This is a genomic window from Desulfolithobacter dissulfuricans, from assembly GCF_025998535.1.
Lineage (GTDB): Bacteria > Desulfobacterota > Desulfobulbia > Desulfobulbales > Desulfobulbaceae > Desulfolithobacter > Desulfolithobacter dissulfuricans.
Map to the genome: position 1 here is coordinate 1,187,975 of NZ_AP024233.1, position 15,758 is coordinate 1,203,732.

The window sequence follows — 15,758 nt, forward strand, 5'->3', positions numbered from 1 at the left end:
TATGCATGAAACGGGTCAAACGCGTGGCTCGCAGAGCGTGTCATGCCACCCGTACCTACACAGGGTCAGGGTTATGGCATGATCGTTACAGCTGTATCCCGAAGGATCAGGCTGCAAAGGTGTTCTGTTTCTTATGGTGGATTTCCGCAATCAGTGCGGCAAGCTTGTTGACCTCGCTTTTCTGTTCCTCGTATTCGAACAGGTGCTGGTGGGTGTCGAGATAAGAGGTGTCAAAGTTTCCGGCCCGAAAGTCAGGGTCATTGACCAGGTTCAGGTAGAACGGGATCGTGGTCTTGGGGCCGGCAATGACAAAGTTGGTCAGGCATCGCTTGAGCCGGTCCACGGTCTCGTTCCACGACCAGCCAAAGACGGTCAGCTTGACCAGCAGAGAGTCGTACACTTCAGGGATGGTGAATCCCTGGTAGCAGAAGCCGTCCAGGCGGACGCCGTAGCCACCGGGAGAACGGTAAACCGTGACGGTCTTGCCGCCCTCGGGCATGAAGTCGTTGCGCGGGTCTTCGGCATTGATGCGCATCTCGATGGCATGGCCGCGGAGCATGACGTCATCCTGGTCAAAGAGCAGTTTCTTGCCCATGGCCAGCTTTATCTGAGTCCGGACGATGTCGATGCCGGTGATCATCTCGGTGACCGTGTGCTCCACCTGCAGCCGGGTGTTAATCTCCATGAAGTAGAACTTGCCGTCTCGGTCAAGCAGAAATTCCACTGTCCCTGCGTTGAAGTAGTTGGCTGCCTTGGCAGCCTTGACCGCGGTCTGGCAGATATCTTCGGCCTGGTCGTCGGTCAGGTGGAAAGCCGGGGCGATCTCGACCAGTTTCTGGTTCCGGCGCTGGATGGAGCAGTCCCGGGTACCCAGGTGGACGGTCTTGCCATCGCGGTCGGCGATGATCTGGACCTCCACGTGCTTGGGCTGGACCACCACCTTTTCCAGGTAGACGGAGTCGTCGTTGAAGGCTGCCTTGGCCTCGGAGCGGGCGATTTCGTACTGCTCACGCAGTTCGGTCTCGTTTTCCACCCTGCGGATGCCGCGGCCGCCACCGCCGGCAGTGGCCTTAAGCATTATCGGGTAGCCGTATTTCCGGCCGAACTCAAGGGCTACCTGCAACCCTTCTTCGCCTGGCGGCAGGATATCGGTTCCCGGGACCATGGGGATGCCGGCCTCGGCCATGATGGAGCGGGCCATGACCTTGTTACCCAGCTTTTCAATCACATCCGATGGCGGACCGATGAAGATGATCCCTGCATCCTCGCAGGCCCTGGCGAAATCGGGATTTTCTGCGAGAAAACCGTATCCCGGATGGATGGCAACAGCACCGGTGCGGATGGCGGCGTTGATCACCTTGTCAATGTCGAGATAATCGCTGCGTGGTCCATCACCGATCCAGACCGCCTCGTTGGCAATACGGATATGCCGGGAGTCACGGTCAGGGGTTTCGTAGATGGCAACAGCATCATAGTTCAGTTCCTGGATGGCCCGGATAGTCCGGATAGCGATCTCACCACGATTGGCAACAAGAATTTTTGTCTTCAAGGCCCTACCTGTCTGTTGTTTTCAATGATGGGGCGGCCGGCGACAGTCCACCCCCGATTCGGGGGCGGTATGTCAAGGCGCCCATGGGTTTGCTGGTTTCGGAATTTGTTCGATGATGGTGTGTTTGCTGCGGGCTTCGGAAGGAATGATGAGCCGCAGGTCATCGATTAAGGAAGAAACTTTAGCAGATTAAGCGATTTTAATCAAGCAAAACCGACACAGAGTGGGTGAGAGAGAACCGTATATTGGCCCTATTCTTGCGGGGGGGGTACTGGGTTGATGGCGTCCTGCGCAGGCTGGATATTTGTTCTTGACTATCTGACCGGGAGGTAGACAGGAGAGCGGGCGAACCAGGCGCCCGCCTCCTGTGGAGCAACAACGGCAAAAAGTTGAGCCAAGCCTCTTTTCATATGAACCAGCATGGCTGGCCCTGTTTACGATACTGTCCAGCCACAGCAGGCCATGAAAATCATCCTGGCAACACCACGTCCCGGGACGTTTTTCAGGTGAAGCCGCTCAGCCGGCCCTTTTCTGCCTGCGGGCATAGGTGGCGGCCTCCATGCCGGCCACGCACCCCTCGCCCACGGCCTTGGCCATCTGGTACGGCGGGCCGCAGATGTCGCCGGCGGCGTAGATGCCCGGGATGTTGGTTTCCTGTTTGCGAGTGGTGTCGATGTATTTGAAGAATTCCGAGTCCAGCATGACGCCGATCTGAGTGGCCAGCTCCAGGGCTCCCTTGGAGCCCAACTCGATGAAGATACCCTCCACTTCCAGTTCCCGGTCGTCTTCCAGGCGCAGGCCGGTCACCGCATTTTCGCCGAGGATTTCCTTGACCCAGGTCCCTTCGATCACCTCCACCTCGCTGGACTTGAGACGTTCGAGCAGGTCGTCCGAGGCCCTGAGCTCGCGGGCAATGAGGTACACCTTGTCGGCATAGCCAAGCAGGGTAAGGGCCCCGTCGATGGCCGCGCTGCGGTTGCCGGCCACGGCCACGGTGGCGCCGCGGTAGAAGTTGGCATCACAGTCCACGCAGTAGCTGACCCCGCGGCCGGCAAACTCTTTTTCACCGGGAACGCCGAGTTTTTTCTTGGACACGCCCATGCAGAAGATGAGGCTCCGGGTGGTGATGGTCCGGCCACTCTCCAGGTCAAGGGAGAAAAGTTCGCCTTCCTGGCCGATTTTCAATACGTCCTCGGGCGAGACCTCGGTCCCGAACCGTTTGACCTGGGCCATGCCGGCTTCCAGGAGTTCGCGTCCCTCGTGGACCCCGTCGAGGCAGGCGTAGTTTTCGATATGGGCGTTGTACAGGGCGCTGTTTTCTATCCTGCCAAGCATGAGTACGCTGGTCTTTTTCCGTGACGCGTGGATGGCCGCCTGGATACCAGCCGGGCCTGCTCCTATTATTACGACATCATATGGATTTTCTGCCATACCTGCACCTCCTTGAAGGTCATGAATCGATCTGTAACTCGCTGTATATCTGCTTTTCCTTGGGTGGTTGGGTCTCTGATTAAATTTTCACAATGGTATCTACAACATCTCAAGAACAAGGTCGACAGAATTGTGATTTTCAGGTAGACTTCCTTGTTACTGTGAAAAAGAGTGCAGGCGGCGAAAGGACGGGGAATGGCTGCCGAACAAATGCCCCGAAACAGGACCGCAAACCGAACGAGCCGGCGGGCGGATTTCCCGAGCTCGCGCTTCGCTGCTTTGTCTGCGATGGGCCGGCGGAACTCAGAGGCCGCTGAAGCGGGGCCCGGGTCGTCTGCATGGATTGCGGACAGGAATTTCCGTCATCGCTTTATGAGGACCAGATCGAGGCATGGAAGGAGCAGATATGCCGCCGTCTCGCCTCGACCAGGTAGCATACAAACGCTAACCTGCAAGGCTGGACCAGGTTTGCCAGCCCAACGAAACTATAACACACGATATAATTCAGGGATAGATTCTTGTGGATATCTCGATTTGGCACATGATTGCCGGCGCCGGGCTGATGGTGAAGCTGGTGATGTTCACCCTGCTGGTTTTTTCGGTGGTTTCCTGGGCGATCATTATCATGAAACAGGTGATGTTTCGCCGCACCACCAGGGAGTCCGAGGAGTTTCTCGAGCAGTTCTGGGAAAGCAAGACCTTAAGCGATGCCTATGAGTCGGCCAAGGATTTTCCCTTGAGTCCAGAAGCTGCGGTTTTCATGTCCGGCTTCAGCGAGCTGAAAAAGATCAGCGCGGTCCGTAACTCGCAGCAGGGCAGTGAAACTCTGGAGATGCAGCTTGCCACCATGGATAATCTCAAAAGGGCCGTTCGCAAGGCCCACCTCATCGAGATGGATCGGCTCGGTCGATCCCTGTCCTTCCTGGCCACCACCGGCTCCGCCACTCCGTTCATCGGTCTGTTCGGAACGGTATGGGGCATCATGACTTCCTTCAAGGATATCGGCATGCGAGGTTCCGCCTCCCTGGCGGTGGTGGCGCCGGGTATCTCCGAGGCCCTGGTCGCCACCGCGGCCGGTCTGGCCGTTGCCATCCCGGCGGTGATCTATTATAATTTCTATTCCGGCAAGTTGGCTGATTTCGATTCAGATATCGAGAATTTTTCAACGGATTTTCTTAATCTGATCGAACGTGATTTTCTGACCCGCAGTTGAGCGAAGAGGAGAGACCGAGGACGCATAATGGGAGCCATGGGAGGAAGAAACTGCAGGGGGTTGATGGCTGAAATCAACGTGACGCCGCTGGTCGACGTCATGCTGGTGCTGCTCATCATCTTCATGGTGACCGCACCCATGATGACCCAGGGTATCGAGGTTGACCTGCCTCAGACAACCAACAAATCCCTGCGCCAGGAGGAGGAACCCCTGCTGGTCTCCATCAACAGCAAGGGAGAGATCTTTCTTGGCAAGGTCAAGGTGACCGCGGCCCTGCTGCGTCAGCAGCTTGGCGCCATGCCTCCTGAAGCACGCAAGCGGCCTATCTATCTCCGGGCCGACCGGCAGGTTCCCTACGGACAGGTGGTTGCCATCATGGATGACATAAAGCAGGCGGGATTCACCCGGCTCGGTATGGTAACGCAACCGGCAATCAGGAAGCAGTAGATCCGGACCCTTGGACGGCGCATCCTACAGTGACATGGAGTTCCACCACCGCGCCAGGGGTGACGACCGCAGCTGGTTGTGGGCGATCAACCTGGCGGTGGGTTTGCACATTGTTATCTTCGGACTGGGCATGCTGGTGCCCTCGATGCTGGACCGTCGGCCCCTGCTCGACGAGGTGGTGACCGTGGACCTGGTTTCTCTGCCCGAGCCGGCACAACCATCTGCACCGGCGCCACCGGCCCCGGCCAGAAGTACGGCGGCGCCAGAGGTCAATCGGCAGAAAACGGCCCCGGAAACACCCCAGGTATCGGTGGCCCCGGCTCCTGAACCGGAGACCCGGGTCGCGCCGGCGGCTCCGGTGTCCCTGAAACCGCTCAAACGCAAGATCAGAAGGGCCCGCGACACCCGGCTGGCCGAGGAAAAGGAGCGTCAGGCCCGGGAGAGACGCCAGCGGGAACTGGCCCGCCAGCGTGCCTTGGCCCAGGCCCGAGAGGAACAGCGCCGTGCCGACGAACTGGCCCGCCAGGCCAGGGAGGAACTGGCGGCCGTGATCCGGGAGTCCACCGCCCTGGAATCCAGGCCTGCGGCTCCGGTCGCCAGGGCCACGGGGAACAGGCAGCTTACATCGCTGGTGCTCAAGCAGTATCTTTCCGCCCTGTATGAACGGGTACACAGCCTCTGGGTCCTGCCAGCCATGCGCCAGTGGGACAGCAGTCTCGAGACCGTGGTGGTGCTGACCATCCGGCGGGACGGTTCTGTTATCAAATCCTTTGTCGAGCGGAAATCAAAGGATCCCTTTTTCGATCAGTTTGTACTTAAAACCATAGCGCAGGCGTCTCCGTTTCCTCCGTTTCCCAGGCTTCTGAGTGAGAATACCATCGAGATCGGGCTCAGGTTCAGACCGGGTGAACTGAAGGTGAACTGAGGGAGCCCCTGGCAAAGCAACCTCTGACAGAAGCTGTTTTTTTACTTCAGATATATGATGTGAACATGTCCGTTACGAGGATGATACATACTGCAGCCGGCCTGTGGCTTCTTCTGCTCCTGGTGCTGGCAGGACCGGTCAGGGCGGAACGCATCTATCTCGACATCACCGCCTCGGACCTGCGCAAGGTGGTGGTCGCCATCCCGGCCTTTGTCCGTCTCGACCGGGAAGGGGTGGTGGAACAAAGGGGTCGCGAGATGGCGGATCTGCTGTCCCGGGGGCTGGAATTCCACGGTTTTGTCAAGGTTCTGGATCCGGACCGCTACGACGAGCGCCAGGATGCGGACTGGAAAGATCTCGGAGTGGATTATGTGATCGCCGGGCGTTATGAACCCAGTGGCGAGGGACTGCTTGTCGAAGCAAGGCTTCTTGACGTAGCGGAAAACAAGATGCTCACCGGTCGCCGGTATCGGGGCGCTGCGGCCCAGCAGGATGACATGGTGCTGCGGCTCTGCGACGCCCTGGTGGAGGAGTTCACCGGCGAACCCGGCATCAGCCGGACCTCCATTGCCTTTGTCTCCGACGCCACCGGGCGCAAGGAAGTTTACGTGGCCGATGTCCTGGGACGAAAGATACGGCAGATCACCCGCCACCGGCACCTGACGGTCTCGCCCCGTTTTTCTCCCGACGGCCGCTATCTGGCCTACACTTCCTACCACCGCGGTAACCAGAATCTCTATATCACCGACCTGCGCCAGGACAAGGTCACCCGGGCCATTTCCCGACGCAAGGGTATGAACCTGGCACCGGCGTTTGCGCCGGACGGCAGAACCATGGTGGTGACTCTGAGCAAGGATGGTAGTCCGGACCTGTACCTGATGACCGTTCAGGGCAAGATACTCAAGCGGCTCACCGCCCGGACCGGGATCAATGTCTCGCCATCCTTCTCGCCCGACGGGCGGCATCTGGCCTTTGTTTCGGACCGCAGCGGCCGGCCGCAGATCTACATCATGGACATTAAAACCAGGCGGACCAGGCGGCTCACCTTCGACGGGGTTGAAAACAGCGAACCGGCCTGGTCACCCAAGGGTGATCTGATTGCCTATACCTCCATCAAGGATGGTCGGTACCATATCTTTACCATCTCGCCCGAGGGCAGCGAGCCTCCGACCCAGGTCACGTCCGGTCCAGGAGATTTCGAATCGCCCTCCTGGTCGCCGGATGGCAAGCAGATCGCCTTTTCCCGCAAACTGGACGGGCGGTCGCGGATATGGGCCGTGTTCAAGAACGGCCAGGGAATGCGGCCGTTGTTTGAGCTCAAAGGCAACCAGTCCTATCCCCAGTGGTCCAGTCGTCCCAAATGAGCATCGTAACCAGTCATGAGATACTGAACCTGCACGGTTCAGGACATAATTGATACCCGAGAGAGGCCCTGATGAAAAAAATACGTTCTCTGGCTGTTGCCGGCAGCTGTCTGTTTCTGCTCTGTCAATGTGCGTCCCAGGATGAGATCCGGGATCTGAGTTATCAGATCCGGGTGGTCAACCAAAAGGTGGAGGAGGTCAAGAGCTCCACCGTCAACCAGTTGCGAAAACGCCAGGCCAGCTCTGTCAGCCGTCTTGACGAGGTGAGCGAAGAGGTTCTGCAGCTCAAGTCCCAGCTGGAAGAAAACGCCCACCTGGCCACCAGGTTTCGGGAGCAGACCAAGGAAGATATTGCCTCTATCCAGGGGATGATCGGGCAGCTGCGGACGGAAAACAGCGACCGGGCGGCCCAGTTGGAAGCGCGGCTCGACCAGATTGAGGCCCGGGTAAATCAGCTTGCCGCAAGCCTTGAGCAGATGCGCAAGGCCCGGATCCAGGCCGCGGAGGAGCGGGCCCGCGAGGCCGCCAGGCGGGCCGAGGAGGCCAGGAAACGGACAGTGGTGGCTGCCTCGGCCGGTACGGACGGGAGCAGTTTTGTCCGGATCCTGGCCGATCGCAGAAAGCGCAAGGTTGGCAGTGACCAGGTGGTGGTAGCCCAGCCGGCAGCCGCACCGCAGCAGAAAAAAACTCCGGCGGTGCAGAAGACCAGTCGGCCAGAAACCGCGGTAACCACCCAGCCGGCCCCGGCCGGGGATCTCTTCAGCCAGGGCATGGCTGAGTTCAAGGCCGGCAAGTACAAGGATGCCTACCGGATTTTTGAGCAGGTGCTGGCTGAAAATCCCAGTGGCAAAAAGGCTGCCAGGACCCTTTTTTACATGGCAGAGTGCCTGTTCGCCCAGGGCGAGTATGATCTGGCGATCCTCGATTACCAGAAGGTGATTTCCAATCATGCCCGGGATCCACATACTCCCACGGCACTTCTGAAACAGGGCATCTCCTTTGAGAAACTGACCGATAACGAAACCGCCAAGATCATCTATAAAAAACTGATCAAGGACTATCCCGACACTCCTGAGGCTGAAAAGGCCCGTAAACGGCTGGAGAAGCTGTAGGATAGCCTTCGGCAGCACGGAGCGTGCGGGTATGGTACAAAAGACAGACCGCTCTTTGGCCGGAAAAATACGCTTTGATGAACTCCTGGTTGCGCGGGGCCTGGCCACGGACCTGGACGAGGCCCGGCGACTGATCGGAGCGGGACAGGTGGTGATACGGGACGGGAGGTCTGGTCTCAAGGCCGGAAGCATGGTGCCCCAGAATCTCGGGCTGGGCCTCAGGGAACGCCGCCGTTTTGTCAGCCGTGGCGGGGAAAAGCTGGAAAGCGGTCTGGAGGGACTCGGGGTGGATGTGCGCTCTCTTGTCTGTGCCGATATCGGCTGTTCCACCGGTGGGTTTACCGACTGTCTTCTGCAGCGTGGCGCGGCCAGGGTGTATGCCGTTGATGTGGGTTACGGGGTGCTTGACTGGAAGTTGCGCCAGGATCCCCGGGTGGTGGTCCTGGAACGCACCAACGCCCGGTTTCTCAGCCGGCAGCAGATTCCAGAGCCGCTGGATTTTGCGGTCCTCGATGCGTCGTTTATCTCCCTGGAGCTGCTGCTGGAGCCACTTGGCAATCTTTTCGGGGAAGTGGTGCGGATCATGGCCCTGGTCAAGCCGCAGTTCGAGCTGCCCCGCGACCAGGTGGCCAGCGGTGGGGTAATCCGTGACCCGGCGCTGCACAGGCAGGCCCTGGATAAGGTCCTGCACTGTGGTCAAAGGCTGGGGCTGTCCTGTCAGGGCATTGTCGCCTCGGCGATCACCGGGGCCAGGGGCAACCAGGAATTTCTGATGTACCTGACTTCGGAACGGAGTTCAGCGGACGACGTTTCCTCCGGCTGAGCCGGTCCGGAGGAGGAGAATCAGTCTACAGATAAACCAGCATGGCTGGACCAGGTAAGCGACCGAAGGGAGACTCCGGGTAAGCGACCGAAGGGAGACTCCGGGTTTCAGCACTGTCAGTCATAACAACCCATGAAAATCACCCTGGCAACACCACGCCCCGGGGCGATTTTCTGATAAACGATCATGTCCAGGGACCTGGGCATACCAACAAGGGAAAATCAGGGCGGGAACTGCCCGGGATGCCTGCATCCGGCAGGCGCCAGTCCGGGATTTTGATTCCGACTGCTGATTTTCCGATACAGGAGAATCCGATGAAGTTGAAACTACAGCATGGTCTTTTTGTGATTGTTGCCTGTGCGGTGCTGCTTGGCTTTGCCGCCGGTTCTGCCCTGGCTGCCGAGTATGTCAGCGTGGTCAAGGACGGGGTCAACATGCGTTCCGGTCCGGATACCAAGTATGAGGTTCTCTACGAGCTTCCGGCCGGCTATCCTCTCAAGGTGCTTGGGCGGAAGGGCAAGTGGCTCAAGGTGGTGGATTTCGAGGGCTCCAAGGGCTGGATCTACTCCTCCCTGGTGGACAAGACACCCCATGTGATCGTCACGGTGAAGACCGAGGCCAATGTCCGCTCCGGTCCGGGGACCAAGTATAAGAAAATCGGCTCGGTGGCCCGGGAGGTCATCTTGAAGAAGGTCGACCAGAAGGGAGACTGGGTCAAGGTGTCCCATCCGCAGCTGACCGGCTGGATACATAAAAAACTCATCTGGCCCTGATCAGGGCCGTACCCTTCCCAACCCGGCGTCCACCGGCCATCAGCAGGCTTGTGGACGCCGCTCGTGGAGCGGTCGGTCACGGGGTCTGCGGGCCTTCCACGAGCCGGTGGATCGTATTTTCGAACCGTACCGGCAGCCGCACGACCTGGCCGGCCTTGTTTCGAAACAGCAGGTAGCGCTGCCTGAGTCCGAACAGGAACAGCTCCCTGGTGATCTCCACATCCTTCTGACAGTACCTGGTCAGGATATCCATTCTGCCCTGCCTGAACCATTCGAGGGCCTGCAGTCCATTGCCGCTCTTCTGTATTCCCAGGGTGTTTTCCGCCAGTCGGTCCAGGCTGAGGCGGTAGCCGAGCTGGGCGGATATCTCTTCCAGGATGTCAAACGATGGCAGGGTGGAGAGCTTCCTGGAGGTGTAGTAGGAGAGCACCCGGTTGTCAAAACGTTTGTTGTTGAACCCGACCACCATATCGAGGGAAAAGAGGTGGTCGAGGAGCTCATCGATCCGTTCCTCGGTAAAATGGAGGCAACGATCCTTCCGACTGTCATAGAGCACGGCCACCGAAATACGCATCAGGTGGGCCCGGTGCCATCCGCCCACCTCCTGGGCCGAGAGCTGGGTCTCCACGTCGAAGACACCCCAGCGCTCCGGCAGGATTTTTTGTATTTTTTGTATATCTTGTGTGTTTTGTGTATCTGGTCCCTTTTTCTCCGGTCGGTGGTGGCCTGAGGAGACGGCTGGCCGGTCGTTTGTTGCCGAGGCGATCTCCATGGTTCGTAAAGGCCGGGAGGGTGTCTTCGGTCGCCTGGTCCGTTGTTTATCCTTCCGTCCCGGACCCAGGAGCAGGTTCAGGAGATGGAGGCAGGCGTGCTTGTCGATGGGCCGGTTGCCGGAACCGCACTTGGGAGAATGGACACAGGAGGGGCAGCCCCGGTCACAACCGCAGCCGCTGACCGTTTTGCGGGTCTGTTCCAGCAGGGTCTGGATACCGGAGAATCCCTTTTCGGTCAGTCCGATGCCACCGGCATGGCCGTCATAGATGAAGACGGCCGGTCCACCTGCCTGCTCATGGAAGGGATGGGAAATACCGCCGATATCGTTGCGGTCACAGAGGACCATCAGCGGCATGATACCTATGACCGCATGTTCCAGGGCATGGATGCCGCCCATGAAGTGCATCTGCTGTTTTTCCAGCCGATGCTGTATCCAGGTCGGAATATCGATCCACAGTCCCCTGGTTTCAAAGATCTGCGGTGGCAGATCCAGGGGAAAGCGGCCGATCATCTTCTGGGAGCCGACCAGATACTTGGCGTAGCCGGTGATGGTTTCCGTTACCCGGAGGATACCATAATGAACCCTGGTGGCGCCGCAGTTTACGGTGGCCAGGGTCTCAAGGATTTCGGTGACCTTGGTGGTCATGGGCCGGGTAAAGTAGGGGACCGATACCGGCCTGACCAGGACCTCTCGCCCTTCCAGATCCAGGCTGTCCACGTGCCAGGTCCTGGCCATGTGCAGATAGATGGCGCCGGGATGGCACTCCTTGACGGCCCGCAACCCGTCCACCTCCCCCAGCAGTTCGCGGTTGTCCCGCCTGAAAATATGGAACCGGGCGCCGCTGCCCCGCAGGTCCACCTGCCGCTGGGGGTATTTTCTGGCTGCAAACCAGGTGGTCCCGTCGGCAGACTGCAGAAGCGCTCCCTGACCGGTGAGTTTGTCGAGCAGGCCGGGAAATCGTTTAGGATCAAGGTGGGGATCATCGGCCGTCAGGGGCAACTCGGCAGCGGCGCAGACCAGATGCTGTTCGGCAATGATACGGTTGTCCGGGTTAAGGGTGACCGGCTCCACTTCGCGCTGGAAAAAATCATCGGGATGGCGCATGAAGTGCTGGTCCAGGGCATCTTCGTGGCCGATGAGAACGACCAGGGACTCCTGTCCTGCCCGGCCCACCCGGCCGGCCCTCTGCCAGGTGGCCATCATGGAGCCGGGATAGCCCACCAGGATGCAGATATCCAGGTTGCCGATATCGATCCCCAGTTCCAGGGCCGAGGTGGAAATCACCCCAGAAGCTCTCCGCTGGCCAGTTTTTCTTCTATGGCCCGGCGGTCTTCGGGGAGAAAGCCGGCCCGGTAGGAGGCGATTTTCCCTTCCTGCCGGCGTCCCTTCAGCCGCCGGGTGGACCACATGGTGATCAGTTCGGTCATCTTGCGGGACTGGGTGTAGACAATGGTGCGCAGGTTGCGGTGCAGGGCCGCGTCCAGGAGCATGGTTCCACAGCCGGCGGCCGAATCCTGCGGCTGCAGGAGAATGACATGCCGGGCACCCTGCGGCGCTCCGGAGCGGGTCACTACCCGCACCTGCCGGCCCAGCAGGTTGCGGCCAAGCTCTGTCGGGTTGCCCACCGTGGCAGAGGAGAGAACAAAGACCGGATCCGCGCCGTAAAGGTGGCAGATGCGCTGCAGTCGCCTAAGCACCCAGGCCATGTGCGAGCCGAAGACTCCCCGGTAGGTATGGACCTCGTCGATGATCACATGGGTGAGGTTGGCAAAGAGATGTCCCCATATCTCGTGGTAGGCGAGCAGGGAGAGATGGAGCATGTCCGGGTTGGTGATCAGGATGGCGGGCAGTGATTCCCTGATTTTTTTGCGCTGGTACGCGGTGGTGTCACCGTCGTAGATACTGCTCAGGATGCGGGGGAACGCTGGCTGACCGGACAGCAGCTCTCCCATGGCGGTGATGGCCCGGGCCTGGTCCTGAGCCAGGGCCTTGAGCGGAAAGAGATAGAGTGCCCTGGCCTGTGGATTTTCCAGGAGGGTGGCAAAGACCGGCAGGTTGTATATCAGGCTCTTGCCGCTGGCCGTGGGGGTGGAGATCAGGACATCATCTCCCTGCTGGATCAACTCGATGGCCTCGGCCTGGTGCGAGTAGAGAGCAGAGATGCCCATGGCCTCCAGCAGGTCGGTCAGGCCCCCGGGGAAAACCCTGGCGTTCTTCGCGGTCCTGGCGTCGATGGCTGGAAAAGTTCTGCAGGCCACGACCTGGGGACCAAACCGGTCCGAGTTTTTCAGGGCGGTAATATATTCTCCCACCGGAGATGGTTTTTCAGGCACTGGAATTATCTTTTACGTTTTATGTTTTGCGTTTTAAATGTTAAGTTCACAGTTCGTCCTTAAATTCCTGCACGGGAGCGCAGCCCGTGGCGAAACAAACCCCTGTGAATAAGGGGGTCGGTGTCTGCGTACCTGTTCACCGGACAAGAGATAACCAAACACGTTGAAATCGCTGTATCATGCTGACTGTAGCCACCCTCGGACCTGAACACTGCCACGCCTGGCAGGCCGCCAAGATGTATGCCCCCGGTGCCGCGATACGGCTCTATCCCCATACCACCGGGCTGATCGAAGCCTTTGCCGCCGGCGAGGTGCAATTGGCCATCGTGCCCATCTATAATACCAGGGAAGGGGAGAACAAACAGTATTTCCGTCTGTTTGAAAAAATAAGAGATGGCTACTGGATCGACAATATCCTCCTGTCGGCCCACCTGTCGCTGGGCGTTTTCGATCCGGCCATCTCCAAGGAGGATCTGCAGGTGCTGGTGGGCAAGCGGCCCGTTCTCAGCCAGAGCGAGGAGTATATCACCAGCAACTTCCCCGACATCACCCTGATGAGTGTCACCGACCTGGACCAGACCATCCATGAAATCCGCGAGCTGGGCCTGCCGGCCCGCGGGTCATCGATACCGAGGAGATGCTCGTCGCCCGGGGGCTGCATATTCTCGAACGGGAAGTGGCACCCCATAACAGAACCAGATACGCGGTGCTGGGGCCGGAGTTGGCTGTGCCCACCGGTTATGACGCCACCGCCTTTATCACCCGGCCCCTGGAAGACCGGCTCGGCATGCTGGTGGATATCCTGGGCGAGTTTTCCCGGCGCGGGATCAATATCCTTGACATGCGGGCTGAAAACGACGTCAAGACCCAGAAACTGCAGATTTATATCGAGGCCGAAGGGCATATCCAGGACCCGGTGATGGCCGATGCCATTGCCCATGTGGAAAACCGGGTGATCCAGGTGCCGGGTGCCATCCGCCTGCTCGGTTCTTTCCCCCGGCTGGACATGCGGGTGAAATACATCCGTTCGTTTGGCTTCATCGGCACCGGCGACATGAGTAAATGGTTTGCGGACCGGTTGCAGCATGAGGGATACGAGGTGCTTCTGAGCGGCCGTTCCACTACCCTGCGGCCCGAGGAGATGATCGACCAGGTGGACGTGGTGGTGGTCTGCGTACCCATCTCCGCCACCGTGGAAACCATCCGCCGGTACGGGCCGCGTATCCAGGACGGCAAGGCGCTCATCCTGCTGGCCGGAGAGTCGGAGACCACCCTGGATGCCGCCCTCGAGGTGACCGGGCCCGGGGTCGAGGTCATGCTGGTGCATAATCTCTGGGGTCCGCAGACCGCGACCATGAAGGACAAGAACGCCATCGTCGTCCGTACGCCGCGCAGTGGACGGCTGTGCACCGAATTCGAGGCCTTTCTCTACAAGCATGGGGCCGATATCTTCCACGATTCGCCCAGTAAGCACGATCTGCTCATGGGTGTTGGCCAGAAGCTGCCCACCGTCATCTCGGTTGCCCTGGCCATGACCCTGGAAGCCAACGGGATAACCAGCGAGGATATCGCCAGTCATTGTACGCTGACCTCGCTTTATCCCATTCTGGCCATGGCCAGGGTCCACTCGCAGAATCCGCGAACCTATGCGGAGATCATGTCCACCAGTGGGGCGAGCCGCAAGATTGTCCATGATTTTCTCGACAATCTCGCCCGGGTCTCGGTCATGGCGGATCAGGCCAGGATCAGCGAGCTGTGCAGACTCATCGACCACAACTCCGACTATCTCACGCCGGAGTTCCTCCAGGCCCGCATGGCCCAGGCCAAGGCCGTGGACCAGGTGCTTGGCCGGATGGTCCAGGGCGCCGGGGTCCGGTTGCCTGAGGCGGACAGCTGAAAGCCATCCCGGGGTTCAGGGGAATTGCGGGTACGGAGGACTGAAATACAGGCGTGTCTTGCGCAGCGGCGATCGTATGGAGTTGACCCGGCGGGCTGAAATGAGTACCATCATCCGCCGTGAGGAGATCCCGGCCAGGTTCGTGACCGGGAGACCATCGATGGTCTTTCCTGCAAAACAGGTCCGTATCGTGTGGTAAGGACGAGTGAAACGAGATAATAAAAAGAAATTTTCCCCCAATACATTTCTGATCATTCTTTTCATTGGCTGGTGTCTGTTTCTCTTTGCCCGCTCCATGGGGAGCGGCGGAGGACCGAGCTGACAACCCTTTCCTGTTCCACAGGATAGTGGAACCAACTGTGCACTGCCTCTAAAGGATACTGTCAGATAAATAAAGGAGACACGAGGTCATGCTGGAACTTGCACTGAAATTTCTTGAGGAAAAACATACCTGCCCCCATTGCAACGAGGAACTCACCCTCTGCCATGCGCCGCCTATCCATGTCGGCGACGGCCTGGGTTGGGGTTCCGAGTACCTGTTTATCTGCCTGAACAACGACTGCCCCCTGTTTGTCAACGGCTGGGAGTATATCGAGACCCAGTTCGGCCATTCGGGTTCCTATCGGTTCATGCGCATACCCAATTCCGATGAGAGCTACAACATGATGGTGGGCGGCAAGGACGCTTTTACCGGCTCCGTGGTCGATATCGAGGCCCTCAAGCGGCAGAATGTCCGGTACCAGAAGGAGAAGGAGGCCACCGCCGCCCTGGACACCTGCGTGGCGGAGAAGAATCTCGAGCCGGTTCTCTACCTTCTGCTGGACAATGCGGCCACCCTCAGTGTCCGCAAACGGGCCGCGGAACTGCTGGCGCCGATCAACGATCTGGCCTGTATCGAACCGCTGCGTAACCACAAATTCTCCAATTCCCATCTGGAGCAGGCGATCAATATGGCCATCACCGCGATCCTCAAAGCCCATTACCTGAAGGAATGTCCCTACTGCGCCGAGCTGATCAAGGAGCGGGCCAAGTACTGTAAACACTGCCACAAGGATCTGGATTGATCGGATCGTTTTCTACTTGCCAAAGCTTTTTCTTACGGGTATAAGAGCGGAG

13 protein-coding genes and 1 pseudogene are annotated in these 15,758 nt (G+C 59.0%); 10 read left to right on the plus strand and 4 right to left on the minus strand.

Annotated elements, in window-relative coordinates; genetic code table 11:
• Positions 1-106: 106 nt before the first annotated feature.
• Positions 107-1,549: an acetyl-CoA carboxylase biotin carboxylase subunit gene (locus GF1_RS05235; RefSeq protein ID WP_267928577.1), complete on the minus strand. Its 1,443-nt coding sequence runs from the start codon at positions 1,547-1,549 to the stop codon at positions 107-109.
• 516 nt (positions 1,550-2,065) lie between these two features.
• A complete protein-coding gene (locus GF1_RS05240) occupies positions 2,066-2,980 on the minus strand; it encodes an NAD(P)/FAD-dependent oxidoreductase (protein ID WP_267928578.1) in 915 nt (304 codons plus the stop codon).
• 520 nt (positions 2,981-3,500) lie between these two features.
• On the opposite strand from GF1_RS05240, the gene tolQ reads away from it, so the two are divergent.
• The 7 genes from tolQ (at position 3,501) to GF1_RS05275 (ending at position 9,637) form a co-directional block, all read left to right on the plus strand.
• Positions 3,501-4,193: a protein TolQ gene (gene tolQ, locus GF1_RS05245; RefSeq protein WP_267928580.1), complete on the plus strand. Its 693-nt coding sequence runs from the start codon at positions 3,501-3,503 to the stop codon at positions 4,191-4,193.
• A 63-nt stretch (positions 4,194-4,256) separates the two neighbouring features.
• Positions 4,257-4,640 (plus strand): protein TolR, encoded by a 384-nt coding sequence (gene tolR / locus GF1_RS05250; RefSeq protein WP_267928581.1) that lies wholly within the window; start codon positions 4,257-4,259, stop codon positions 4,638-4,640.
• Between the two features lie 10 nt (positions 4,641-4,650).
• Positions 4,651-5,565, plus strand: coding sequence for a cell envelope integrity protein TolA (gene tolA, locus GF1_RS05255; RefSeq protein WP_267928582.1), 915 nt, complete (start codon positions 4,651-4,653; stop codon positions 5,563-5,565).
• Between the two features lie 80 nt (positions 5,566-5,645).
• Positions 5,646-6,929 carry a Tol-Pal system beta propeller repeat protein TolB gene (gene tolB, locus GF1_RS05260; protein WP_267928583.1) on the plus strand — a complete coding sequence of 428 codons (1,284 nt, stop codon included), beginning with the start codon at positions 5,646-5,648 and terminating at the stop codon, positions 6,927-6,929.
• Positions 6,930-7,000: 71 nt separating this feature from the next.
• Positions 7,001-8,041: a tetratricopeptide repeat protein gene (locus GF1_RS05265; protein WP_267928585.1), complete on the plus strand. Its 1,041-nt coding sequence runs from the start codon at positions 7,001-7,003 to the stop codon at positions 8,039-8,041.
• Between the two features lie 31 nt (positions 8,042-8,072).
• Entirely contained in the window at positions 8,073-8,864 is a 792-nt protein-coding gene (locus tag GF1_RS05270; RefSeq protein WP_267928586.1) for a TlyA family RNA methyltransferase, read from the plus strand.
• 314 nt (positions 8,865-9,178) lie between these two features.
• Entirely contained in the window at positions 9,179-9,637 is a 459-nt protein-coding gene (locus GF1_RS05275) for an SH3 domain-containing protein (protein ID WP_267928587.1), read from the plus strand.
• A 76-nt stretch (positions 9,638-9,713) separates the two neighbouring features.
• Here GF1_RS05275 and GF1_RS05280 read toward each other — a convergent pair whose 3' ends face one another.
• Positions 9,714-11,696, minus strand: a complete 1,983-nt coding sequence (locus tag GF1_RS05280; protein ID WP_267928589.1) for a Zn-binding domain-containing protein — start codon at positions 11,694-11,696, stop codon at positions 9,714-9,716.
• Positions 11,693-12,745 carry a DEAD/DEAH box helicase gene (locus GF1_RS05285; protein ID WP_267928590.1) on the minus strand — a complete coding sequence of 351 codons (1,053 nt, stop codon included), beginning with the start codon at positions 12,743-12,745 and terminating at the stop codon, positions 11,693-11,695. The genes GF1_RS05280 and GF1_RS05285 overlap by 4 nt, the downstream gene beginning before the upstream one ends.
• 236 nt (positions 12,746-12,981) lie before the next feature.
• Here GF1_RS05285 and GF1_RS05290 point away from each other — a divergent pair.
• The 3 genes and pseudogenes from GF1_RS05290 to GF1_RS05300 all read left to right on the plus strand — a co-directional run.
• Positions 12,982-13,284 (plus strand): annotated as a pseudogene (locus GF1_RS05290) (prephenate dehydratase domain-containing protein); the annotation flags it as partial.
• Between the two features lie 98 nt (positions 13,285-13,382).
• Positions 13,383-14,642: a prephenate dehydrogenase dimerization domain-containing protein gene (locus GF1_RS05295; RefSeq protein WP_267928591.1), complete on the plus strand. Its 1,260-nt coding sequence runs from the start codon at positions 13,383-13,385 to the stop codon at positions 14,640-14,642.
• 410 nt (positions 14,643-15,052) lie between these two features.
• On the plus strand, positions 15,053-15,706 hold the full coding sequence (locus GF1_RS05300) for a zinc ribbon domain-containing protein (RefSeq protein WP_267928592.1): 654 nt from the start codon (positions 15,053-15,055) through the stop codon (positions 15,704-15,706).
• Positions 15,707-15,758: the final 52 nt, after the last annotated feature.

What these genes read in the sequence shown, in the direction of transcription:
- GF1_RS05240 (WP_267928578.1), bottom strand. Translation starts at nt 2,980, where the DNA reads ATGGCAGAAAATCCATATGATGTCGTAATAATAGGAGCAGGCCCGGCT.
- tolR (WP_267928581.1), top strand. Translation starts at nt 4,257, where the DNA reads ATGGCTGAAATCAACGTGACGCCGCTGGTCGACGTCATGCTGGTGCTG.
- tolB (WP_267928583.1), top strand. Translation starts at nt 5,646, where the DNA reads ATGATACATACTGCAGCCGGCCTGTGGCTTCTTCTGCTCCTGGTGCTG.
- GF1_RS05265 (WP_267928585.1), top strand. Translation starts at nt 7,001, where the DNA reads ATGAAAAAAATACGTTCTCTGGCTGTTGCCGGCAGCTGTCTGTTTCTG.
- GF1_RS05270 (WP_267928586.1), top strand. Translation starts at nt 8,073, where the DNA reads ATGGTACAAAAGACAGACCGCTCTTTGGCCGGAAAAATACGCTTTGAT.
- GF1_RS05275 (WP_267928587.1), top strand. Translation starts at nt 9,179, where the DNA reads ATGAAGTTGAAACTACAGCATGGTCTTTTTGTGATTGTTGCCTGTGCG.
- GF1_RS05295 (WP_267928591.1), top strand. Translation starts at nt 13,383, where the DNA reads ATGCTCGTCGCCCGGGGGCTGCATATTCTCGAACGGGAAGTGGCACCC.
- GF1_RS05300 (WP_267928592.1), top strand. Translation starts at nt 15,053, where the DNA reads ATGCTGGAACTTGCACTGAAATTTCTTGAGGAAAAACATACCTGCCCC.